The organism is Chitinophaga sp. 10T418 (assembly GCF_056394125.1).
Window position 1 is genome coordinate 640,750 of record NZ_JBFTHG010000006.1, and the last position, 22,981, is coordinate 663,730.

General features: G+C 46.4%; 20 protein-coding genes. 6 read left to right on the forward strand and 14 right to left on the reverse strand.

The window, feature by feature from the left end; genetic code table 11:
- Positions 1–25 precede the first annotated feature (25 nt).
- Positions 26–424 carry a winged helix-turn-helix transcriptional regulator gene (locus AC1DCV_RS20780; RefSeq protein WP_477024967.1) on the reverse strand — a complete coding sequence of 133 codons (399 nt, stop codon included), beginning with the start codon at positions 422–424 and terminating at the stop codon, positions 26–28.
- Between the two features lie 38 nt (positions 425–462).
- Here AC1DCV_RS20780 and AC1DCV_RS20785 point away from each other — a divergent pair, with 38 nt between their 5' ends.
- Entirely contained in the window at positions 463–942 is a 480-nt protein-coding gene (locus AC1DCV_RS20785; RefSeq protein WP_477024968.1) for a DUF3291 domain-containing protein, read from the forward strand.
- A 115-nt stretch (positions 943–1,057) separates the two neighbouring features.
- On the opposite strand, the gene AC1DCV_RS20790 is transcribed toward AC1DCV_RS20785, so the two are convergent.
- Positions 1,058–1,807, reverse strand: a complete 750-nt coding sequence (locus AC1DCV_RS20790; protein WP_477024969.1) for an SDR family oxidoreductase — start codon at positions 1,805–1,807, stop codon at positions 1,058–1,060.
- Positions 1,808–1,892: 85 nt separating this feature from the next.
- Here AC1DCV_RS20790 and AC1DCV_RS20795 point away from each other — a divergent pair, with 85 nt between their 5' ends.
- The 5 genes from AC1DCV_RS20795 to AC1DCV_RS20815 all read left to right on the forward strand — a co-directional run bounded on the left by AC1DCV_RS20795 (position 1,893) and on the right by AC1DCV_RS20815 (position 7,352).
- Positions 1,893–2,228 (forward strand): winged helix-turn-helix transcriptional regulator, encoded by a 336-nt coding sequence (locus AC1DCV_RS20795; RefSeq protein WP_477024970.1) that lies wholly within the window; start codon positions 1,893–1,895, stop codon positions 2,226–2,228.
- Positions 2,229–2,356: 128 nt separating this feature from the next.
- On the forward strand, positions 2,357–2,767 hold the full coding sequence (locus tag AC1DCV_RS20800; protein WP_477024971.1) for a DoxX family protein: 411 nt from the start codon (positions 2,357–2,359) through the stop codon (positions 2,765–2,767).
- 103 nt (positions 2,768–2,870) lie between these two features.
- Positions 2,871–4,370, forward strand: coding sequence for an aldehyde dehydrogenase family protein (locus AC1DCV_RS20805; protein WP_477024972.1), 1,500 nt, complete (start codon positions 2,871–2,873; stop codon positions 4,368–4,370).
- 65 nt (positions 4,371–4,435) lie between these two features.
- Positions 4,436–4,843: a RidA family protein gene (locus AC1DCV_RS20810; protein WP_477024973.1), complete on the forward strand. Its 408-nt coding sequence runs from the start codon at positions 4,436–4,438 to the stop codon at positions 4,841–4,843.
- Positions 4,844–5,201: 358 nt separating this feature from the next.
- Positions 5,202–7,352: an Ig-like domain-containing protein gene (locus AC1DCV_RS20815; RefSeq protein ID WP_477024974.1), complete on the forward strand. Its 2,151-nt coding sequence runs from the start codon at positions 5,202–5,204 to the stop codon at positions 7,350–7,352.
- Between the two features lie 69 nt (positions 7,353–7,421).
- Here AC1DCV_RS20815 and AC1DCV_RS20820 read toward each other — a convergent pair whose 3' ends face one another.
- The 12 genes from AC1DCV_RS20820 to AC1DCV_RS20875 form a co-directional block, all read right to left on the reverse strand.
- On the reverse strand, positions 7,422–8,930 hold the full coding sequence (locus AC1DCV_RS20820; protein ID WP_477024975.1) for a pyridoxal phosphate-dependent decarboxylase family protein: 1,509 nt from the start codon (positions 8,928–8,930) through the stop codon (positions 7,422–7,424).
- 27 nt (positions 8,931–8,957) lie between these two features.
- Complete coding sequence (locus AC1DCV_RS20825) at positions 8,958–10,076, reverse strand: Fe(II)-2OG oxygenase family protein (RefSeq protein WP_477024976.1); 1,119 nt, start codon at positions 10,074–10,076, stop codon at positions 8,958–8,960.
- Positions 10,073–11,032 (reverse strand): sterol desaturase family protein, encoded by a 960-nt coding sequence (locus AC1DCV_RS20830; protein WP_477024977.1) that lies wholly within the window; start codon positions 11,030–11,032, stop codon positions 10,073–10,075. Before AC1DCV_RS20830 ends, AC1DCV_RS20825 begins: the two co-directional genes overlap by 4 nt.
- 29 nt (positions 11,033–11,061) lie before the next feature.
- Positions 11,062–11,667, reverse strand: coding sequence for a nitroreductase family protein (locus AC1DCV_RS20835; protein ID WP_477024978.1), 606 nt, complete (start codon positions 11,665–11,667; stop codon positions 11,062–11,064).
- Complete coding sequence (locus tag AC1DCV_RS20840) at positions 11,664–13,520, reverse strand: IucA/IucC family protein (RefSeq protein WP_477024979.1); 1,857 nt, start codon at positions 13,518–13,520, stop codon at positions 11,664–11,666. The genes AC1DCV_RS20835 and AC1DCV_RS20840 overlap by 4 nt, the downstream gene beginning before the upstream one ends.
- Positions 13,495–14,112, reverse strand: coding sequence for a GNAT family N-acetyltransferase (locus AC1DCV_RS20845; RefSeq protein WP_477024980.1), 618 nt, complete (start codon positions 14,110–14,112; stop codon positions 13,495–13,497). The genes AC1DCV_RS20840 and AC1DCV_RS20845 overlap by 26 nt, the downstream gene beginning before the upstream one ends.
- 2 nt (positions 14,113–14,114) lie before the next feature.
- The gene (locus AC1DCV_RS20850) at positions 14,115–15,290 is read right to left on the reverse strand and encodes an MFS transporter (protein WP_477024981.1); all 1,176 of its coding nucleotides are present in this window, start codon (positions 15,288–15,290) and stop codon (positions 14,115–14,117) included.
- Position 15,291: 1 nt separating this feature from the next.
- On the reverse strand, positions 15,292–16,614 hold the full coding sequence (locus tag AC1DCV_RS20855; protein WP_477024982.1) for a lysine N(6)-hydroxylase/L-ornithine N(5)-oxygenase family protein: 1,323 nt from the start codon (positions 16,612–16,614) through the stop codon (positions 15,292–15,294).
- A 211-nt stretch (positions 16,615–16,825) separates the two neighbouring features.
- Positions 16,826–17,485 carry a LuxR C-terminal-related transcriptional regulator gene (locus AC1DCV_RS20860; RefSeq protein ID WP_477024983.1) on the reverse strand — a complete coding sequence of 220 codons (660 nt, stop codon included), beginning with the start codon at positions 17,483–17,485 and terminating at the stop codon, positions 16,826–16,828.
- A 56-nt stretch (positions 17,486–17,541) separates the two neighbouring features.
- Entirely contained in the window at positions 17,542–18,747 is a 1,206-nt protein-coding gene (locus AC1DCV_RS20865) for a PepSY-associated TM helix domain-containing protein (RefSeq protein ID WP_477024984.1), read from the reverse strand.
- A 47-nt stretch (positions 18,748–18,794) separates the two neighbouring features.
- Positions 18,795–21,203, reverse strand: coding sequence for a TonB-dependent siderophore receptor (locus AC1DCV_RS20870; RefSeq protein WP_477024985.1), 2,409 nt, complete (start codon positions 21,201–21,203; stop codon positions 18,795–18,797).
- 256 nt (positions 21,204–21,459) lie between these two features.
- On the reverse strand, positions 21,460–22,981 hold a 1,522-nt coding region (locus AC1DCV_RS20875), incomplete at its 5' end, for a thioesterase domain-containing protein (RefSeq protein WP_477024986.1).

The following is a 22,981-nucleotide window of genomic DNA, read 5'->3' on the forward strand; positions in this document are numbered from 1 at the left end:
CAAATCCGTTTCATCATATCTTCCTTTACAATACCTCCTCTGTCATTTCCCTGATGGATACCACCCCTTCTATATTAGCCAGTCCCCAGTCCTGGATATTTTCCAGAATCCCCATAAGGGAATGCCCTTTGGGCGAGAGCAGGTATTCTACATGCTGTTTCTTGGGATCATATTGTTTCCGTATGATCAAACCATCGTTCTCCAGCTCATGCAGATGCGCAGATAGCATTTTCCTGCTGATATTGGGAATGATCCTGTGCAGGTCATTATACCGCATAGGCTTTATAGCCAGGTAGCAAATGATACAGGGTTTCCACTTGGGCGAGAATATTTTAAGCGCACCGATCACCGCGCATTTTTTGATGTTATAGGTATCGCTTTGTCTCTTTCTGACAGGTAACCTTTTTGTAACTTCTTGACTCATGTTCGCTACCGATTTACCTTTGAAGATAATTTTTTTCTATGACTTATCATATAGCACAGATCAATATCGGCAGAGTGCTCGCTCCAATGGACAGCCCGGTAATGAGCACTTTCGTTGAGCGCCTCGATGACATCAATGCGTTGGCCGATAACAGTGAGGGTTTTGTATGGAGACTGAAAGATGATAACAATAACGCATCATCTATCCGGATTTTTGAGGATGACACCTTAATCGTGAACATGTCTGTCTGGAAAGACATAGATACGTTATACGCCTATACTTACCAGACGGCTCATACAGAGATCCTGAAGAGAAGGAAAGAGTGGTTTGAAAAAATGGGCGAAATGCAGCTGGCCCTCTGGTATGTGCCGCAAGGCCATATACCCACGGTAGCAGAAGCGGAAGAACGTTTGACTTATTTAAGGAAAAATGGTCCTACACCTTATGCATTCACGTTTAAACAAAGGTTTAGTTACGAGGAGGCAATGACCTTCAAAGATGAAAATGCCCGGGTATAGAGTGCAGTCCATGCTATATGCCGGAGACTAAATAAAACAGAGATGCTGTCTTAGTATCTCTGTTTTATTTAGCTACCTCGGGGCGCACTATGTTTCTTCGTAATAGTATGTAAAATTACAAGGTAATACCGCCATCGATTACGAATTCGCTACCGGTAATATACGAAGCGGCATCATCACTCAGGTAGGCCACCAGTTTCGCCACATCCTGCGGTACCCCTACTTTGCGAAGCGGAATATTTTCGGCAGCCAGTTTATCAAATAAAGCATCTGCCGAAGCTGCATCCAGGCCATTCTTGCTCAACACTGCCGTCCGGATAGGGCCAGGACTCACAATATTCACGCGTATCTTCCTTGGCGCCAACTCCGCTGCAGCAGTCTTTGCGATGGAGTTTAACGCTGCCTTGCTGGCCTGGTAAATAGAACTATGCGGTTTATAGGTACCTGCCACAATGGACGACAGTATTACCACCGATGCCGCATCTGCCAGCACCGGGATAAATTTACTCAGGGTAAAATAGGCGCCCTTGAAGTTGATATCCATTACATTGTCGAAGTTCGTCTCCACGGCATCCTCGATCAATCCACTGTCGCCTACAATCCCGGCGTTGATGAACAGTATGTCCACCTGACCATAGTTTTGCTTTACCTGTGCCACCATCACTTCGGTATCTTTTACACTGGCCTGGTCCACTACGAAGGGTACGGCGCCGATCTCTGCGGCAGCCTGTTCGATTGCTTCTTTCCTTCGGCCGGTGATGATCACGGTGGCCCCCAGATCTACCAATGCCGATGCCGTTGCATATCCGATGCCACTATTGCCACCGGTTACTATCGCTACTTTGTTACTGAATTTTTTCATCATTGAATATTTTTGACAAAGGTACCGTTGAATTGGTATACATTTGTAACCAGTATCACAGAGTATACCAGTCATAAAACGTAATCATATGCTCAGGAATCAGTCGGACGAATTGCGCGCACTCCAGGACACCTTATATTTCATCGGCGGCAAATGGCGCCTCCCTATCATCAACTCCATCTGCAACGGCAACCGCCGTTTCCGGGAGATAGAGCGCAGCATTCCAGGTATCACCACCCGCATGCTCTCCAAGGAGCTGAAAGAGATGGAAATGAATAAACTCGTGAAAAGAACCGTGTATGACTMTTCACCGGTATTGGTAGAATATGAACCTACAGAACATTGCCGCTCATTCGGTGGTATCATCATGGAAATGATAAACTGGGGCGTTGCGCACAGAAAAGTGGTGACCAAAAAACAATAAGCCGAGATATTTCACCCGCCTGAATGTCCGATTGAAGTTTCATCATGTCCAATTCACGGAGATGCAGTTGGCATCTCCCCTGCCTATTCCCAACTTTGTGTCATCAATCATCTAAAAACATACTGACTATGACACACAAATCCACCCTTATCACTTACTGGACCGGCGCATCTCTTTTATCATTATGGTTTGGCGCCAGCGGATTCTTTGAGCTAACCCGCAATCCGATTGTATGGGAGATCACACAACAACTGGGGTATCCTTCGCATTTCATTTATATCCTGGGCGTGTTTAAGCTCGCTGGCATCGCGGTGCTATTGTTACCCAACAGGTTACTGCGCCTGAAGGAATGGGTATTTGCAGGCGTCTTCTTCGATATTCTTTTTGCTTTCCTCTCGAAGGTTGCGGTGCTGGGCTTTGCCGCTACTGTAGACGCAATTATTGCATTTACTATCGTGAGCGTGACTTATATTATGTTCCGGAAGTTATACCCTGCCACCTTTACGGTGGCAGCGGCGGAGCTGTATAATCCAGCATAGTTTACCTGCTCACAATTAATACGTCTAACCTACTTTTTGGTAAGTTATTGACATTAAAAGGCAATAGAAATACTTTTGGTTCTCACCCAATCGTAAAAAAATAATGGTCGACCAACCCAAAATTTTCAATAAAAATTCGTTCAATATCAATCCGGGTCTTCTGTTCATCAATGGCAGGTGGAAGCCAGCATCAAATGGCCAAACGTTCGATCTGATCAATCCTTCAGATGAATCGCTGATCACCACTATTTCAGCCAGCAGCCCGGATGATGTTAACGAGGCTGTAGATGCAGCAAGACTGGCTTTTAATGAAGGACCCTGGAAAACTATAAAGCCTTCAGAGCGGGCTAGTCTGCTCTTCAAAATTGCAGACCTGATAGCCGCACATGCCGAGGAACTCGCCTTTTGTGAGGCCTTGGAAATGGGTATGCTCTTCAAGGACTCCCTAAACATCAATATCCCCCACATTGTCAATATGTTCCGTTATTACGGCGGCTGGGCAACCAAACTGGAGGGCCGGCAAAAACCGGTGGAAGGCTGGCCGGGCGAACATCTGTATTGCTTTACAAGAAAAGAACCTTTGGGCGTGGTGGCCGGGATAACTCCCTATAACTTTCCGCTGGTATTGTCTGTAAGCAAAATAGCCCCTGCTTTAGCTGCCGGTAATACATTTATTCATAAACCCGCATCCGGCGCCCCGCTATCGGCTATAAAACTAGCTAAAATAATAGAAGCTTCGGGCATCCCGGCAGGGGTTTACAATTTGCTGACTGGTTCAGGAAGCATTATAGGGAGTATTTTAACGGCGCATCCGGATGTAGCAAAAATTGCTATTACGGGTTCCACCGAAACAGGTAAACAAATTATCAAGGATGGCGCAGACACACTCAAACATGTAACGGTTGAATTAGGCGGCAAATCTCCGCATATCATTTTTGCGGATGCCGATCTCGAAAAAGCGGTCGAAAGTGCCTACTTCGCACTATTCTGGAATAAGGGCGAGGTCTGTGTGGCAGGTTCAAGATTACTGGTGGAGGATACTATCTACGATGATTTTATAGCAAAACTTACTGAATGGCTTTCCAAAGTAAAAGTTGGCGACCCGTTCGATCCGTTCACTGATTACGGGCCCATGTCGGGCAAAAGCGCTTATGATAAAGTCAATAGCTACATCAGCATCGGAAAACAGGAGGGCGCGAAAATAATCACCGGCAGCACGGAAAGACCATCATCAGAAAAGGGATATTATATCCGTCCAACAGTTTTTGCAGATGCCACCAATAACATGCGCATAGCCAGGGAAGAAATATTTGGACCAGTATTGCCTGTTATCAGGTTTCATGGCTTTGACGAAGCCATTCGTATAGCAAATGATACCAACTACGGACTAGCTTCCGGTGTGCAGACTACTGACCTCAGAAAGGCGATAAAAGCCAGCGAATTACTCCAGTCGGGCATGGTATGGCTCAATACCTGGCATCATTATTCACCTGCCGCTCCTTTCGGGGGCTATAAACAATCCGGTTATGGACGGGAAAATGGTGTCGAGGCGCTTGACTACTATACCCAAACCAAAACTGTATGGATGGACTTGAACAGCTAAAAATTAAAAATCGTATAATTATCTTTAGAGATGATAAGCATTAATTGAAAATTATAAAAAGACTCATGAACAAACAAATTCAACACATCAATCCCGATGGGATGATAAAGAGTCCGGCATTTTCTCAGGCGATCATCACACAGGGTAATGGAACTACCATTTATATCGGTGGCCAAAATGCGGTGAATGACCAGGGAGCCCTTATTGGCAAAGGAGATATCAAACAACAGACAGAACAGGTCATGAAGAATATCTTACTCGCGCTTTCCGCCTGTAATGCTACCTTCCAGGACGTGGTAAAGCTCAACATCTACCTGGTACAAGGCCAGGATGCAGGTGTTGCATTTGGTACTGCGAAAAAATTTATGGGGGATGGTACCAACCCTCCTGTAGTGACAGTACTGATGGTTGCAGGATTGGTTAACCCGGATTGGTTGTTGGAAATAGATGCCATTGCTTTTATTGGTCAATAGCACCAAATCCCAATTAACATCGATAGGGTTAATAATTGCAACACTACTAAATCCTATAAATAAAGTAAACGAATAAGTACACTATTCAATCCGGAAATGAGACACCATAGCAGTGTCTCATTTCCATATAGCTATCCCGCGCCGAAATAAATGCCCCTCCTTCTGCTTCACTGAGATATGCTTTCATGATAACACAGTATACGGTTTTGCTGAGTTACACGAAGTTGACGAATGTTAATTCTTTGCAATGCAAATCAGAAGCAGCACTATACACGAATTTTGATTTATTAGCCTGGCCTTCGCTGAAAGCTTTAATACCATTGTATATCCCAATTACCTATCAACTAAATTCTATCCAATGAAAACATTTTTACATCTGCTCAACCCAATGCTCCGACTGTTATTGGTATTACTATTCTCCTCCCGAAGTTACGGACAAACAGTTTATGCAAACAGCCAATCCAATTCTATCACCGGTTTATGCTTGTTATGCAGTATCACAAACCCCAACAATGCCGTTGATACTGACCTTAACAACTATTCGGAATTCGTGGTGCCAGTGCAATTATTAGGTACAAAATTATCTCAAACACTGATTTTCCCTTCCGCAGGAAGTGCTGCCTGCGACTCACTCATTATAAAAGTGGGAAGTAGTTATTCATTAAGTGTAGCTGCTTTTAGTAATATTACGCTACGTACATACAACGGCAGCACCGCCAATAATGATTCACTCACTCCCTCCGCAGCACAAATACATATTCTACCGGATAATACGCAGGCAGAACTATTATTGCGACCAGGTCAATCCTTTGACCGGGTGGTGATAACCTACAATTTGGGGCTCGCCGGATTATTGGGAAACTTCAGGCTATATTATGCTCTGCGTAAACAGTCATTACCTGCCCCCTTCACCATACCCGCCAAAGATACTACGGTATGCCAGGGAAACCCTGTAAAAATACGCCTGTTGCGCAACGCCAATACAATATACCGCTGGTATGATGCGGTGACAGGTGGCAATCTGATATCAGCTGATCCTGGCGATTATTCCATTACTGTTAGTCCTCCAACTACTACCACCTATTATGTGGAAGCAGAAAGCGGAGGATGTATAAGTCAGCGCACACCCGTAAAGGTACTTATCAATCCCAGGCCTGCTAATCCGGTATACTCAGTACCGCAGTCTATTGTCTGTGGCAATACTGCCATATCTGTATCCAACTATCAGTCTGGTATTAATTATAATGTCCGTCTTAAATATTCCGGGCTTTTTGGTCTCATAAAAGACACTTCCTATACGGTAACCAATAGTGGCATTGTGAATATAGCAGACATTGCTTATTTCTTCAACGCTAATGTTGATATTTATTTACAAGCAGTGAACGCCCTTACAGGCTGCCAATCAGATAGTGTACATATGGCATTTAGTATAGGAGGCCATGCCACCTATGTGGCGTTGGATGCAGACAGCATCATCATTTGTAAAGGAGACAGTGCTGCTTTTCATGCATTTATTCATAATGACCCTGGTGATGACATAGCCATTATTCGCTGGTATGATGCACCTGTGGGAGGCAATTTGCTTGGCATCGGAAAGTATTTCAAAGCGAGCCCTCCTACTACCACCACCTATTATGTTACTGCAGCATATCAATGTGAATATCCCGTGAGGGTTCCGGCAACTGCAGTTGTCCGTAAATTACCTGATCCAGTATATACTGTTCCGCAGGGAATGGTTTGTGGCAGCCAGACATTACCAGTCCAAAACCACCAGGCAGGCTTTAACTACCGCGTACATATATTGTACAAAAATTTTTCAGGTATATTTCTTGACACCGCCTATTTAATAACCAATAGCAGTAGCATCACTACTCCGGCATTCTTACCTCCTGTTCCATCGCAGGTGAATGTTTCCGTTCAGGCAGTTGACCCTGTATCCGGATGCAGATCTGATACCATTTATAAATCATATAATATGGGTGGCGCTTCTCAGCTTCCACACGTTGATGCAGATAGTATTAATATATGCATAAATGACAGTGCCACTTTGCATGCATTTGTTCCTGTATTTACGCTGTCGATTATCAGGTGGTACGATGCGCCAACAGGAGGAAATTTATTATTTACGGGCAACTATTTCAAAGTCAGCCCATCCACCACCAGGATTTATTACGCAAGCGCTGGTTACGAATGTGAATACCCGGTAAGAAAACCAGTGAAGGTAATCGTTAATCAATGCCTGTCCATTAGTAAAACTACTGCTACTCCACCTGAATCACTCGAATGTTATCCCAATCCTACCAGCGGCCTGCTCCAGATACGCCATAAAGAGAACCTGGAAGGCAGCATTATCCGTGTAAATGATCTTCAGGGCAAACCTGTTTATCAGAGTATTCTGAAAACTAACTCCGTACAGCTACCATCATCTGTACCAGCTGGCATTTATATTATACAGATACATATAAAGACAGGAAAAATACTGATCGGAAAAGTGATTGTAAATAAATAGCATTCAGGAACATTAAAAAAAGTCCCGGCACATTCGTCCCGGGACTTTCCTGTTCACTCACCCTACTGATCAAAGCAGGCTATATCCTTTGGATTTAATGGTGGCTAGTATTTCCCGTATATGCGACACCGTAGTAACAGGATTGAGAATAGTAAACTTCAGATAGAAGTTGTTCTCCACTTTGGTGCTGGCTACAATACAGATGCCTTCGAAGAAAAGGGCCTGTTTAATCCGGAGATTCAGGGCCGACAAATCTGTCTTGATACCTGTCGGCCTGAAACGGAATACCAGCACTCCGAGATCTGAACTACTGAGCAGATCAAACTCAGGGTCCTGTTGCAACAAGGCAGCAGTAGCCGCTGCGGTGTCTATCATCATATCCGTATATACGCCAAGTTTATGTTTCCCCATCAGCCGCAGCGTACACCAGAGTTTTAATGCATCGAAGCGGCGGGTACTCTGGGTAATAGATTTATTGATCTGTGCCGGTAGTTCATCATAGTCCTGGTCCTCCGGATTCAGATAATCCGCATGGTGCCTGACCAATTGCAGCGTGGATTTATCCCTCACCAGAAAAGCACTGCTGCTGATAGGCTGGAAGAAAGATTTATGGTAGTCAATGGTAACAGAATCCGCTTGTTCTATCCCTTTCAGCAAGTGACGATATTTGTTGGACAGCAACAGACCGCAGCCATAGGCAGCGTCTACATGCATCCACAACTGGTATGTAGCCGCGATGTCCGCGATGGGCTGCAATGGGTCTATGTTACCGAAATCAGTAGTACCGGCGGTGGCTACAATAGCAATCGGAATATTCCCCTGGCTCAACTGCTCATCCACAGCAGCTTTAAGTGCGGCGGTATCCATTCGGAAACGACTGTCTGTTTTCACTTTTACAATCGCCTGCTCCCCCATCCCTAACAACCAGGCATTTTTCTGGTTGCTGAAATGGGCTTTTTCAGAAACAAATATCCTGAAACGGGATGCCTCTGGCGGTAGACCATCTTCCTTGATATGATGTCCGAGCATCTTTATGGCAAAATGATCTCTGGCTAATAACAACCCCATAAGGTTGGATTGTGAGCCTCCTCCTGTAAACACGCCATCCGCATTCGTATAGCCAATCTCATTAGCAGTCCAGTCTATCAGCCTTCTCTCAATAAAGGTGCCGCCTGCGCTCTGATCATAAGTGTCCTGGGAGGAGTTGACGGCGCTGATGATGACCTCAGCGGCCAATGCAGGTATCACCACCGGGCAATTCAGGTGAGCAATATACTCAGGCAGATGAAATGCTGTAGCATGCCGGATGTACAACTCATTCACCTCCTCCAGCAACGCATCGTAACCGGCGAGTGGCCGGCTCAGGTCCACGCTGTACACCAGCTCCTGTATGGCAGCTGGTTTTATACCGGTAAAAGGTTGTTTGGTATCCCGCAGGAAGCCTATCACTGCCGCCCGTGCCTTTTCCACGGCCTGGTTGTATTCTGCACCGGTTGCTTCATATAGTATGTCGTTCAGTAATGGCTTGCTCCTGTTGTATAATTGAGGGGCTGCCATTGTAAGCTGATCTGTATGCATAAGTAAGTATTTTTATGAAAGAAAAGGTTAACGGAAGATGCTGCCATAATGCTCTTCCATGATAAAATAAGGATCTTCTGTTTTGGTGACCTCCCGGATATTGATGAGACTCGTCTTACTCATCATGCGCAACATCATTCTCCGTTCGCAGGGTACCAGTACTCCTTTTTCTTCCCGGAAGCCTGCCAGAAAAGCATTTCTACCGTGTGCACAGAGATGATTATTGACGAAGATGAGGTCACCGGCGGCGGGTACAAAATCATTATAGATATATGTTTTAGCTACCCCCCAGAATTCTTCCAGGTGATGCATGGCTTCAGCGCTCTGATTGGTATCAGGGTTATATAGCTGCTCGGCTGCATCAAAACGGATGAAAGGATATGTTTCATTGCCATACAGTACAGCTGCGGTCACCTCTTCTCCTGCGGCGGCATCCTGTGCATAATTGGCGTCTTTGGGACATTTATACAGCGGCCGGAACAACGGCCGCATCACCTCGTCTGTAGCACCATGCGAACGAATGGAGTACAGCGTGGAAGGCACCTGCTCTTCATTCCTGATAAACAGGAAACTCAGAAAATCGGCCTGATGAAAGAGAAATGCATCTTCGGTATGTACAAACAGATCTGTACGCGAGCCGCTACCCGTTTGTGTATGGCTCATGTTCTCGTCCGGTATGATGGCATGCATCAGCCCACCACCCTTACGCTGGGCATAATACTGTACCAGTTTGCTTGGCACCGCACCATGCATCAGGCTACTGATAAAACCATATGCCTTTAACTTTTCATAATCGGCCTCCTTCCAACTGGAAGGCGTTTTGCCCAGTTCATCCTGGTCCACCTGTATCAGCCCCCTGAAAACAATGGCCCCATATTGAGTGGCGGAATAATCTGTACCGAAATTGCTGAGTATACGTGCAATACGCTCCGGTAGCAGCTGATAGGCATTCAGGTGCAGCGAGGCTATGAATGCCGGATTTTCGTAGCTGCCATATTCCCTGATCAGCTTCTGGCCTATGTAGAACATGGCGGTAGATTCTCTGGCCGTTATGTCCACAATGAGCGGTGCTCTCGGCGGCGTTACGGAAGTCTCTTTCCATACTTCTGTTGTGATACCAGGTGTTGTTACTATTGCGTTTTTCATGTTGAAGGGTTTAAATGGATCAATGATTTTTTCCTTTTCTCCTGCTGCAGGGCGCTCCACCCCTCTGCACGATATTGAGCGGCCATTTTGCCGCCATCGATATGGTTCCAGCCTGGTGGCATGATAATGTATTTCAGTTTGTTTTTCAGGCCCGGAGCGTTTTTTATATCCGCCCACAAATCCCGCCAGAGCTGCAGTTGCACCTGCAACAGGTTTTTGCCACTGATCTTATCATTGAGTATGCCGTATATAGGTTTCACCTGTTCCATCTCTGATTGAAAAGTGCTGAAGATCCTGTCCCATATGGAAAAAGTTTCTCCATAATTCCTGTCCAGGTAGATATGGTTCTTTGCATGGTGCACCCGGTGTACGGAAGGCGTAATGAACAAACACTCCAGCCACCGTTGTTTTCCCACTATCTCATCAAAGTGGTCATTAACATGCTCATAAAGACCATACAACCTCGCAATGGCTTCGCAGATGAAGATCATAAAAGGATCAAATCCCAAAATCGGTAGGGCTATAACGGTAAGGGGTATATGAAGAAACCCAAGGAAGGAACCGCGCACAGCAACGGTCAGTTTCATTTCTTCAGCGGTATGGTGCACCCCGTGGATGCACCAGAAAAACCGTACTTTATGGCCCAGGTAATGCACCAGCCAGAACATAAAGTCATACACCAGGTAAGCCAGTATCCATACATACCAGGCATATCCAAGCGTGAAAAACCTGTACTCGTACATCCACATCATGGTACCGAAGATGAAAATCCTGCCCAGGAATAAATAAGGGAAACTGTCCAATACATAGGAAATCACATTTACCCAGCCCTCCTTATTGCTTTCCATTTTTTTTGTGATGACCAGTATTACCCACTCCAGTACTACCAGCCCAAGTACGATATATCCGAATACGCCCTGCATTTTACCCAGCAACAGCGGAAGATAAGTTTCCATAAAATAGAATAGTTATGCGGGTTAAAAAATTAATAGAGCCATGTTGTTTTCTTGTCAATGTCGGTGCGCTTCTTGGCGCTGCAGTAATTTTGCCGGTCATAATACCCCATGTAAAAGAAACCCAGGCATTGTTCATTTTCTTCCAGCCAGTTTTCCCTGGCGTAGGCAATGCAGGCATCGCAACTGTCCCAGTAGGCGCCGATATCATAAGCTTCACAGGTCAGCGCCATATTTTGCACAGCACAACATACAGCAGCCATTTCTTCCCATTCCTTTATATCAATCTTCGCGTTACACCGCATGATGATGACGATGATACAGGGTGCTTTCAATGGATATAGCCTTGCCCGTTCATGTCTGCTGTGTGACCATTCTGTTGCGGATAGCCGTTCCCGGTAGTACGCCGCGAGGTATTCCCCGAAAGGTGCACGCTGACTGTCCTGCAATACAATAAAACGCCAGGGCTGTGTCATTTTATAGGTAGGCGCCCAGGTGGCGTTGGTCAGTATTTCCCGGATAATAGCTTCCGGCACCGGCACATCCAGGTAGTCATCGGCAAATACACTTCGCCTCCGGCGGATAATGTCCGTCAGCACCTGCTGACGGACATCTTGTTTTTCTTCACACATCATCATTGACTCAGGGTATTTTCCAGCCCGGCGGGAGCTACGGTCCTACGTTTGAAAGGAGCGATCGGGTTCTGTAACATACCCGCCAGCTGCAGGCTTCCCGCCGGATCGGCCAGGTCTACCATCTGCCTGTTATTACGGAGTTGCAGGCGGTTCAGACAGGATAAAATAAACTCCGGCGCAAACATATCGTACTGCTCAAATTTGGCTGCATGTTGCGGTTGATCTTCCTGGTAGGCATATACACATGCCGCAACCTGCTGCCAGAAATCCTCTTCCGGATAATCACATTTGGTTACGAGAATATTTGACAGGAAACGAAAGAAGCAATCAAAAATATCTGTGAGTATGCTCAGTATCCGCAGTTCCTCCGGAACGGTCACGCATATACGTCTTCCTTTCTCTGCTATGTCAGTATTCATACGGAATACGCCGATTTCTTCGGTGATGTCCTTCATAATGGCCTTCACCGGTACATGATTCTCCAGCACCAGGATCAGGTTTTCTCCATGTGGCATAAATACCAGGTCATGTTCGTAGAAACAGTGCAATAGCGGTGTAAGGTATGCCTGCAGATAACGCTCCAGCCAATCGTGTACAGAGATACCGGAGGCCGCTACCAGTGCAGGCAACAAAGCATTGCCCTGGTAATCAGTGTGCAGCAGTGCTGCCATCGTCATCAACTGTTGGCCTGGTTGCAGTACTTTCGCCGGGCTCTCTCTCCAAAGACTGGCCAGCATCTTATTATAAGCCACCTGCTTACCAAACGGCTCATAATAGAAATTCCGGTAACCCACAGTAGCCACTTCACACAACAGTGTAAACCCATTCTGTTTGAGATAGGGATCTTCACCTACATATTTACGTATCCACTCCGTAATGGGCGGCGTGCTGTCCATATAGTACGGAGTAAGCCCGCGTACAAATCCCATATTCAAAATAGACAGCGCCGTTTTGGTATAATGCTTCTCAGGATGACTGAGGTTATAAAACGTGCGGATAGACTGCTGCGCATTGAACAGATCAGGACTATATCCCAGGCACACCAGATGCTGGCTGGCCAGGTCAGGCGCGCAGATGATGGCAAGTTTATTATACCACTGCCACGGATGTACGGGAATAAAGAAATAATCATCAGGAGAAAGACCTTTGTCTTCCAGTTTTTTGTTGAATGATGCCAACGTCTCCTCCCCCAGTTCATCCGCAATAAGCTTACTATAGGGCAACTCTTCTACTGCACTGTAAGCAGTACGGCTTTTATGACCGGCCAGCCATACCAGTTGTATTGGCTGGTCCGATTCGGGGGCATATATGCCATAGTCGTTGGCATCAAAACCAATACGACCGTTGTTGGCTACAAAGCAAGGATGACCGGAAGTCATGGCATGCTCAAAAACCTGGTAATCTGATTGTGCCAACGCACTCATAGACAACTGCGGCCTGCTCATCATATAGGCACTGCCGTTAAGCGTACTGGTAATCTCTTCCAGGTAGGAAGGAAGATTTTCTGTACTGATGTTCAACTGACGCTGGAGCTCCTGTATCAACAGAATACTGTCCAGTGGCAGGTCTTGTCCGTTATTCACTTTCCGGATACTGTCTGTATCAATGGACCAATGATTAAGACGGAGGATACGGGCACGGAAAAAGTAAGTAACCCCTGCTGCATCCGGAGCGGCCAACCGGTATTGCGACCACTCCTGGTCATCACTGATCCATTCGGGCTGCAACAGCAGCTCGTGGGCAAACTCACTGATAATTTTGGCCACATGCAGGCGGTTGGCCATAGCCCAGATATCAGGTTGCAGATGATTGATCACCTGTTCGGGGCAATTAATGATCGTTTCGTTGGTATTCATATTCCGTTATTTTTTTTGCATTTAAGTATTGTATTCGGGTACAGAAGGCCAGGGCAGCGGTTTTATGTGGCAATTGTACTTCCTTCTCATAGGTAAAACCTGCCCTCCTGTTGATATGATGTATTTTTTCGTTGCGGATATCAGGTTCCACCACCACCCTTTTATGTTGGGGATTATCAAACAGGAAGTCCATAACGATAGAGAATATCTGCCACGTAAAGCCATGAACAGGTATCTCCGGCGGGCCAACCAGTATATGCATCCCTACGTCTCCGGGTTGCGGTTCGTAGAAACTCCCAATGAGATCATATACCGGGTCGTAGCACTCACAGAGAAAAGCCGTTTTCCCATTTATCTTCCCAATCAGTGCACAGGCATGATCGTTATTATCTATGGCCATATATTCCGCCAGCACCGCTTCGTAAGATTTGTTGGTCATGCCCCAATAGTGAGCATAAGACTGGGTAACCCAACGATAAATTTCCGGCGTATCGCGCTGCAGGTCCATAAGCCATAGTTCCACAGTTCCCAGTAGCGGAACGGAAACCCGGTATGCGGGCGTTAGTTGTAATGGTATGATCGGTGTCTTCATTTTCAGGATGGATTAACCGGGTGAACATAAGGACGCGCCAACTGGTAATACATGGCCGTTACCAGCAGATAGCCCGCAAAGGCAGCTATGAACGGGATATACAGCGGATAATGCTCCACGAGTATACCGGCAGAAAAGGATGCAGTGAGCACGCCCAGGTTTTGAAAGAAATGTATTTTGCTGTATTCAACAGCATAGGACGTCGGATCGCAGACATGGAACAACAGGGCATCGAAACGGACAGCCGACTGGAAAAATGCCCAGCCATAAAAGCATCGGCCGGCAATGATGGTTACGGTGGATGGATAGGACTGCAACAGCAATCCCACCAATGCCAGTAGCAACGCCGGCAGGATAGCATGCCAGGGCGTATCYGGTGCTTTGCGCTGCCGATTCATCCAGAGGGCCAGGGCAGCCACTGCTGCCGGAATAGCGTATACCGCCCCCGATAGAATCCTGCTGTGCAGCATGGACACTGTTTCCCAGTATTTCACGAAAAAAGGACGGATGATGAAATCACTGTAGTAAAAGAACAGCGTGATTACACTCAGTCGCAGCACAGTACCAGAGGGTATCAGCGCTGTCCAGCTTTGTGAATGCTGTTTCGTTATCGGCTGTTGTGGAATCGTTTCTCCGCGACTCCATAACAGGTATCCGCTCAGCCCTGCCTGGAAGAAATCTCCCGCGGCCATGCCCAGGTATATGTACTGCGGTTGCATCCAGTCTATGACCATACCTCCAAACACCGCTCCCAACACACTTCCCAGGTGGATAATCACTGACAGTATGCTGATAATGCCTACATGTTTATCTGTGTCTGTGATACGCAGTATAAAAGGGTATACCAGCAGATAACTGCCTTTAAAAATGATGATCGCCAGCGATACGACCCAGAACAGCGCATAGTTGGTGATGTAGGCGCAGGAGACGGCCAGTATGCCCGCAATAATCTGTGTGTACACCAGTATGCGAAGTTCCGGTATGCGCCTTGATACCATCGCCCATACAGGGAATGCCACCATTACGGTAGCACATACAGCGCTGAAGTAGGTGCCGGTAACACGTGGGTCCTGTATGCCAAAGCGGGAAGCAAAGAACAGCGGATAAAATGGATGCATCATATAATCACTGACTACAGCCACCAGCGTCATTAGTATCAGGTAAAATCGCAGTGGCATATCAGATCAGGTGAGGTTGCGTGAGCACTGTTTCTTCACCGGCACTTACAGCAAACTGCTGAAAAGCAATCCGCTGTTCAATCGGATATACTTCACGCCCCAGCATCTCCCGAATGATCCAGGCGTTGCGGTAGCAGCCCATGCCCAGGTCGGGCGTCACAAAACCATGGGTATGCAGCTCCGCATTTTGTACAAATATGGAGCCCGCCTGATCGATGCTGTAGTTGCGGTTCACTGCATAACGTCCTTTTTCATCCAACTGAATTTTGTGGAGAATAGGTTCCATAAAATCAGGAATACGGGAAGTGTAACCGGTGGCCAGCACCAGGCCTGCCGTCTGATGAACATAATGCTTTTCCTGTTCCTCCTGGAAAAAGGTCATACGGAAACTTTCCGCCTGCTGGTCATACACCACCTCTCGCAGATCAGCATTGGTACGCAGCGAGATATCAATATCACCTATCAGCTTCTTAGCATAAATGGTATCAAAAATAGCGGCGATCAGATCGTTGTTAATACCCTTGTACAACTGCTTCTGGCTATGCAATAACTCGTCCCGCTTAAAAGGCGGGAGATCGTAGAAGTAGTCTACATATTCGGGTGATGTCATCTCCAGTGTGAGCTTACTGTACTCCAGCGGATAAAACCTTGGAGAACGGGTGATCCAATGCAGGGAATAGCCGTAAGTGTCGATATCCTGCAACAGGTCATAGTAGATCTCCGCAGCACTCTGGCCGCTGCCAACAATCGTGATGGAGCGTTTGGACTGCAGCAGATGTTTATGTTTCAGGTAATTGGCGGAATGTACCGCTGCTGTCATCAGTTCCCGGCAACTGGCTGGCACATAAGGCACCGTTCCGGTGCCCAGCACCAGTTTGCGTGCCCTGATCAGCAAATCTCCCTGCGTGGCATCAGTACATTGCAGCAGGTAAAGGCCAGCTGTTTCATCATAATCAATCCTTTTTACAGCAGTATTGAAGCGAACTTCCGGCAGTTTGCTGATGGCCCACTGGCAATACTGATTGTATTCATTGCGGAGCATTTTAAAATTTTCCCGGATATAAAAGCCGTATATGCGTCCCCGTTCTTTGAGGTAATTCAGGAAGCTGAAGGGATTGGTGGGATCAGCCAGGGTTACATGGTCCGCCAGGAAAGGTACCTGCAGGGTGGTGTCCTGCATCAGCATCCCCGGATGCCAGTTAAAGTCTGTTCTTTTGTCGAGAAATATACCGTTCAGATCAGGAATGGCATGAGTGAGACAAGCCAGTCCGAGGTTAAAAGGGCCAACACCAACAGCCGCAAAATCATAAATCATTTTGTCCATAGAATTTTCATTTTAATAATACAGGGTATTAAAAGTACGTGCGTCAGGCTGCGCAGTCAATCACCCCGTGATGCTAAAATGCTGGTAGTGGTATGGTATCCGAACTACCATGATCGTGGTATAAAATGCTGAAAAGGAGCAGTGGAATAAAATAAAGAGGGGCAACTGTGTAAAACAGTTACCCCTCTTTATGACAAGGAACTTACCTGACTCAGGATTCGAGTTTAACAATACCGGTTTCCAGCGCATAGTTACACAATTCAACGGCAGAATGTAACTGCAGTTTCCGCATGATATTCCTGCGATGTGTATGAATGGTGTGTTGACTTAAATGCATAGATCCGGCGATCTCTTTGTTGGATTTTCCGCTGACTATCTGACGGATGACATCTGTTTCCCTTACAGACAACCCCTCCGGCGGAAAACTGCGAACAGAAGGCGTTTTTCTTCTGTCAGCCAGCAATAAGTCCAGGGCAAAAGTGCAAAAGAATTTTTCACCCCGCAAGGTACAACTGATAGCCTGGTGGATATCACGTTTTTTGCATTCCTTGGTAAGCACACAGTAAATGTTGCTGTCAAGCAACCGGAAAATATCTACTTTCTTCTGTTGGCTGGAAAGGAGGATCACCTTGCATTCCGGGATAACAGACAGGGTACTCACCAGTTCATCAGCATCAAAGTAACCTGGATCATAATCCAGTATGAGTATGTCCGGCTGAAAGGAGAGTAAAGCAGGTCGCAGCTCTTCACTGTTACCTGCTTCTTCAATCCGGTAGTTACTTTGATGATCTGCTAACAAACTTTTGATTCCTTCTCTGTAAACAGGTTGCGCATCCGCCAGTATAATACGGGTCGTGACTGAACTGTTCATTATGCTGATAACACTTTACAATGACCTGTTTGAAGCAGGAAGATATATGGTTAAGGTTACTGCAGGGTTACCGGTTTTTCCTGTCGGGTCCTTTTAATCTGACTGCTCTTATCCGCTCGTGGCGTTACCTGCTTTTTGTTTCGTCTTCCCCACCAGATATAAAATCCGGTAACCGGCAGGGAAGCGGCTATCAGCGAAGCCAGGAAGGCGAGTATCTTTCCTGGTATACCGAGTACCGCGCCTACATGTATATCATAATTCATGGCATTTATCCGCTCTCCATTACCCATATCAGCAAAGGCCCTGCGCGTAAGCATAACTCCGGAATGCTGGTCATATTGCATACGAACAGCGCTATAAAGCGGCTTACCATCCCGGCGGGCAAATACAGATACAGCAGTTTTGTCATTTTTAGGAATACCCACAAAAAAGGTAGTCCCTTCAGGTGCTTTCAGGATGGCATCTGCCAATATCTTTTCCAGGGAATAAACACCTGCGTGGGTAGTATCAGATAATACAGGAGCTGGCAATACCGTTGGCTTTCCTCCGTTGGCGATCCATTGTATACCGTTGCTGACCCATTGATAGGAGAAAACCAATCCTGTAATGGCAATGACCAACAATATAAGCATGGAATAGAAGCCAAGGATATTGTGCAGATCATAATTTTTACGTTTCCATTTGGTAGTGCTTTTCCACTTGAAGCTGAAACGCTGCTTAGCAGCAGCCTTATTGCCAGGCCACCAGAGCACAATCCCGGATATCAGCATCACCACAAAAATAAGAACGGACCAATTCACAATAGTTCCGCCTATCTTTGGCCCGAGTAACAGGTTGATGTGCAGGTTCACTACCGTATTGAAAAATTCCCACTTGGTGTTCTCTATCTTCAGCACCGCCCCTGTATATGGGTCTACGTAAATGCGATAGAAGTACTCCATATAGGTAGCATACGAGTGCCCGTCAGGATTCACTTTCAGCGTACGAAACGACACGCTTCTCTCTGCCGCCATCGGCACTTCTGCCAATTGCAACGTATACTCCTTCCCTATCGCCGCTTGTGCTTTTTCCCTGATAACATTCATTGGCAAACGCCTGCCGCCTTCCGGCACTTCCACGAACATACGCTGCCGGTACACGATGGGCTTGAGTTCATCAATAAATGCATACATGCATCCGGTGATGCCCAGTATAAATACAACCAGCCCGGACGTAAGTCCGAGCCAGCGATGTATCTTCAGGATAGTCTTTTTTAAGGGCATATATGGATTATTTAATTACATCCTTACAGTAGTTCAAGGACTTAAAATTAAAAACGATATCCAACGCTCATCCTCACATTACGTCCGGGTTCTGTCTGCCAGTAATAGATCTTGTTCCCGTAGTTGTCTGCAGAAGGAGCGCCGGTGTACAGGTATTTATCCAATACATTATTTACAAGTACGTTCACACTGAATTTATTGATGGTGTATCCAAGGCCTGCATCCATCCTGAAATAGTCGGGCAGGAAGTTTTCACTCTTGTCATATACCTGGCCAGCAATACGGCCGGCCTGATACTGATAGCCGATGTTTGCACGCAGCCCTTTCAACGCACCATTACCAAGCGTATAGGTCAGCCAGGTGTTCTGGATATGTTTGGCAATGCCTGGCACATTGTTGCCTTGCAGTTTGGGATCAGCATCCCTGGAAACGACACCATCGGTATATGCATAGTTCACCATCAGGTTCAGCCCTTTCACTACTTCACCCTGGAAATCAGCCTCCAGTCCTTTGATGCGCTGCTGCCCATTTTGACGGCTATAGATGAACTGGTTCGAAGCCGGATCCTTGTGTTCCAGATCTGTTGTCAGTACATTATTTTTGGTGATCTGGTATACTGCCAGTGTAGTGGTAAAGCGGCCCTGAAACCAGTCGCGTTTAATACCGAACTCAATGTTGTCGCCTGTCATGGGATCGAATGGTTTCTTCTGCCAGTCCAGGCCCGGGGTCTGGATAAAACTCACATCATATACACCATATACGGAACTGTTCTTATCGAAAGAGTAGCTGATACCAAAGCGGGGCGTGAATTTGCTGTCTTTGTTGGTTCCATCGTACGGACTTATTACTTTATTGGTGGTATAACGGCCGGCCAGGGTTACCCGCAGGCGATCATCGAAGAAACCAAGCTGGTCCTGGAGATAAACGGCGCTGTAACCATAATTATATTGTACCCCACGGGTACGGATATCCGTAGAGCGGTCCCATTTGGGTTGAGTAACGGCACCGTGTTTAGGATTGTAGATATTAAAAGTAGAATCGCCGAATGATGCACCCTGTCCCCAGTCAGCATAATAGTTACTGTATTTCATGTCCACACCACCCAGTATATTGTGGGTCACAGCGCCGGTACGAATGGTACCATTCACAAATACCTGCGCCGTTTTGTTCAGGCCCAATGCATCCCAGATGTTCATGCTCCGTTGTAGAAGGCTGTCGTTCCCTTTTGTGGAGAAACCAGCCGGCCACATGCTCTGGCCGATCTGTTTGTAATGGAAGAAACCAAATTGGGCATTTAGCTTCCAGTCGGGACTGAACTTATGCTCATAATAAGCCATGACGCTGTTGTCATTAATCTTTGTAGGATCCATATTGCCTTCAATAGTGGTGAAGTTCACAGGCAGATCCCCGTAACCACGTTTGGAGAAGGAGTAGTTGCCGCCGATTACCGGCAGTTGCATGTACTGGAGGTTGTATTCCAGCGTAACCGTGTTTTTCTCGTCTATCAGGTATTTTAATACCGGAGAAATACTGTAACGGTTGGTATAGTCGAAATCGCGCCAGCCGTTTTTCAGCTCCCCGGCCAGGTTAAGACGATACAGCAGTTTACCATTTTTAGACAGTTTACCGTCAAGGTCTAGTGTGGTACGGTAGTTATCGTAACTACCCAGAGAGAGGGTCACTTCGCCCTGGTCTGCACCGGTAGGCTTTTTGGTCACCACGTTATACATGCCGCCAGGTTCTCCGTTGGACATCATAAAGCCAGCGGGTCCCTTCACGAACTCGATACGGTCTACCATGCTCATATCTTCTGTCAGCGGGCTCCATGGGCTGATAAATACGTTCATCCCATTCCGGAGGGAGCTGGCGCGGGAACCGCGGATCTGGATATTGGAATACATGTCCCAGTGACCCAGCCTCGAAGCACCGCTCACATTCCGGGTAACACCTTCCTGCATATTATAGATCTGCTGGTCTGCCAATACTTCCCTGGAAACCTCCGTAATGCTTTGAGGTACTTCTACCAGGGGGGCATTCAGGCGTAGTGAATTGGAGGGGGTGAGCACCGTATATTTGTTATACTCCCCAATTACAGTCACTTCCTTCATTTGCTGACCAGAAGCGCCGAGCGTAATAGTGGTACGGGTGATCCCATCTGTCTCTACCACTACTTCCTGAAGTACGTTTTCATATCCTACAAGAGATACGATGAGGGTATATTTTCCAGGCTTCACTTTTTTGATTACAAAGTCACCATTGGCATCAGTGAGGGCGCCATGGTTGGAGTTTTGTATCCTGACAGTAACGTAAGGTGCGGGTAAGCCATCAGAAGTAAGTACTTTACCTTTTATGGCTGATAAAATATCTTCCGCTATGGTTTGGGTGCAAACAGCAAATAAGAGTATAAACAGGGCAAATACCTTCTTTACTGGAATGCGCAGATAAAATTGCTTCATTGCTTTTCCTTTTGCACGCAAATGTAGCTGCCGCCAAAACGATAAAGGCCGCCTATCGGGAATTTGATTTTCGCAATCGGGAAAATCTATAAAGCCTGTCATATAGATTGACAATCATCCCTATTAAAATATGATACAAGGAAACTTTTTTTTGATTTTTATCTCCTGTTGATACTAAATAAAGAGGTCGCCTCATTATTAATGAGACGACCTCTTGTTAAAAACCATGGGAACTGATTGCTTCTATACTGACTGATTATCCTTTTAATTGTTCCAGAATACCTTTGATGATAGCAGCATTATGTTCCAGGTTATTCGTTTCTGTAATCATCTTTTCGTGTTTCCCTTTACCTTCGTAAATGTTGTATATCCCCGTAGTGGCGCCTTCCCAGCGATAATCTGTATTTGCTCTCTTTTCTCCGTTTTTCACCAGGTAAATGTCGGCATCTATCACGCCATCGTTCACCATACGATTATGATATTGTGAATAGGCATAGGCATCATCAATCATTCCGGCTTTCAACTCCTCTTCCACACCTGATAACTGTTGTACCAGTATCTCTGTCATTATCCTTCCCAGTTCTTCCTTACTGATACTTTCATCTTCTGCCTGACGTATTATTCTTACCGAATCAATCAATATAACAGCTGATACACGATGTCCCGCAGCAATCAATCCTTTAGCCACTTCAAATGTCAGGTTTCCACCTATGGAGTATCCCATCAGGATATACGGGCCCTTTGTCTGCAGTTTTGTGATCAGGTCTACATAGCTGTTGAGTCTGTCGGGATCTTCAATATAATCGAAACTATACATAGAGTGAGACTTGATCGAACCGGCCAGTCCGGCGTAAACAATCCCCTGCGCAAAAGCAGGTGGGAACATCATTACACCTTGTTCCATTTTCTGATTCAGTAAAGCCACGTGTTTGAGTACGGGTATATCCTCTTTTTTATGCGCTGATAAGACTGCTGCAAGATCCTGCAAGACAGGATATCTGAATATATCCGCCGGCGGCAATGTTGTCTGGAAGTGTTTGTTGATCTTTGCAACAGCCAATAATGTTTTCAGCGAGTGTCCACCCAGCTCAAAAAAGTGGTCGTTTACACCTACCCTTTCTATATCCAGCAATGTTGCCCATATGTCTGCCAGCTGCTGCTCTGTTTCGTTGCGCGGCGCTGTGTATGCCCGTTGAGACAATACAGCGCCCGAAGGAGCAGGTAGTTTTTTCTTATCGACCTTGCCGTTGGCTGTCAGGGGCAGCTGCTCCATTTCTATGAGCAATGGTACCATATATGCCGGCAATAAACTCCTCAGGTAAATAAGCAGATCTTCTTTATTAAAATGTCCATTGGGTACCACATAACCCAGCAATTGTTTATCTCCCACTGCATCTGTACGCAATGTTACCACCGTCTGCTTCACCAGGTTGCTTTGCTGCAATACCCGTTCTATTTCACCCAATTCTATGCGGTAGCCCCGAACTTTTACCTGTTCGTCTGCGCGGCCCAGGTACTGGATATTGCCATCAGGCAACCATTTGCCCATATCGCCGGTGCGGTACATTTTAGCACCTGCCTTATGGGAAAATGGGTCTGCAACAAACCTCCCTGCCGTTAATTCCGCGTTATTCAGATAACCCTGCGTAACGCCGGCACCGCCTATGTATAACTCCCCTTTTACTCCTGCAGACACCGGATGGCCCACCTGGTCCAGGATATAAACCCGCACATTGGACAACGGTTTGCCTATCGGCAAAGTCCCCGCAGGGTATGAC

What these genes read in the sequence shown, in the direction of transcription:
- AC1DCV_RS20825 (WP_477024976.1), bottom strand. Translation starts at nt 10,076, where the DNA reads ATGAAAAACGCAATAGTAACAACACCTGGTATCACAACAGAAGTATGG.
- AC1DCV_RS20790 (WP_477024969.1), bottom strand. Translation starts at nt 1,807, where the DNA reads ATGATGAAAAAATTCAGTAACAAAGTAGCGATAGTAACCGGTGGCAAT.
- AC1DCV_RS20840 (WP_477024979.1), bottom strand. Translation starts at nt 13,520, where the DNA reads ATGAATACCAACGAAACGATCATTAATTGCCCCGAACAGGTGATCAAT.
- AC1DCV_RS20815 (WP_477024974.1), top strand. Translation starts at nt 5,202, where the DNA reads ATGAAAACATTTTTACATCTGCTCAACCCAATGCTCCGACTGTTATTG.
- AC1DCV_RS20820 (WP_477024975.1), bottom strand. Translation starts at nt 8,930, where the DNA reads ATGCATACAGATCAGCTTACAATGGCAGCCCCTCAATTATACAACAGG.
- AC1DCV_RS20835 (WP_477024978.1), bottom strand. Translation starts at nt 11,667, where the DNA reads ATGATGATGTGTGAAGAAAAACAAGATGTCCGTCAGCAGGTGCTGACG.
- AC1DCV_RS20860 (WP_477024983.1), bottom strand. Translation starts at nt 17,485, where the DNA reads ATGAACAGTTCAGTCACGACCCGTATTATACTGGCGGATGCGCAACCT.
- AC1DCV_RS20800 (WP_477024971.1), top strand. Translation starts at nt 2,357, where the DNA reads ATGACACACAAATCCACCCTTATCACTTACTGGACCGGCGCATCTCTT.
- AC1DCV_RS20870 (WP_477024985.1), bottom strand. Translation starts at nt 21,203, where the DNA reads ATGAAGCAATTTTATCTGCGCATTCCAGTAAAGAAGGTATTTGCCCTG.
- AC1DCV_RS20845 (WP_477024980.1), bottom strand. Translation starts at nt 14,112, where the DNA reads ATGAAGACACCGATCATACCATTACAACTAACGCCCGCATACCGGGTT.
- AC1DCV_RS20855 (WP_477024982.1), bottom strand. Translation starts at nt 16,614, where the DNA reads ATGGACAAAATGATTTATGATTTTGCGGCTGTTGGTGTTGGCCCTTTT.
- AC1DCV_RS20780 (WP_477024967.1), bottom strand. Translation starts at nt 424, where the DNA reads ATGAGTCAAGAAGTTACAAAAAGGTTACCTGTCAGAAAGAGACAAAGC.
- AC1DCV_RS20830 (WP_477024977.1), bottom strand. Translation starts at nt 11,032, where the DNA reads ATGGAAACTTATCTTCCGCTGTTGCTGGGTAAAATGCAGGGCGTATTC.
- AC1DCV_RS20865 (WP_477024984.1), bottom strand. Translation starts at nt 18,747, where the DNA reads ATGCCCTTAAAAAAGACTATCCTGAAGATACATCGCTGGCTCGGACTT.
- AC1DCV_RS20785 (WP_477024968.1), top strand. Translation starts at nt 463, where the DNA reads ATGACTTATCATATAGCACAGATCAATATCGGCAGAGTGCTCGCTCCA.
- AC1DCV_RS20810 (WP_477024973.1), top strand. Translation starts at nt 4,436, where the DNA reads ATGAACAAACAAATTCAACACATCAATCCCGATGGGATGATAAAGAGT.
- AC1DCV_RS20805 (WP_477024972.1), top strand. Translation starts at nt 2,871, where the DNA reads ATGGTCGACCAACCCAAAATTTTCAATAAAAATTCGTTCAATATCAAT.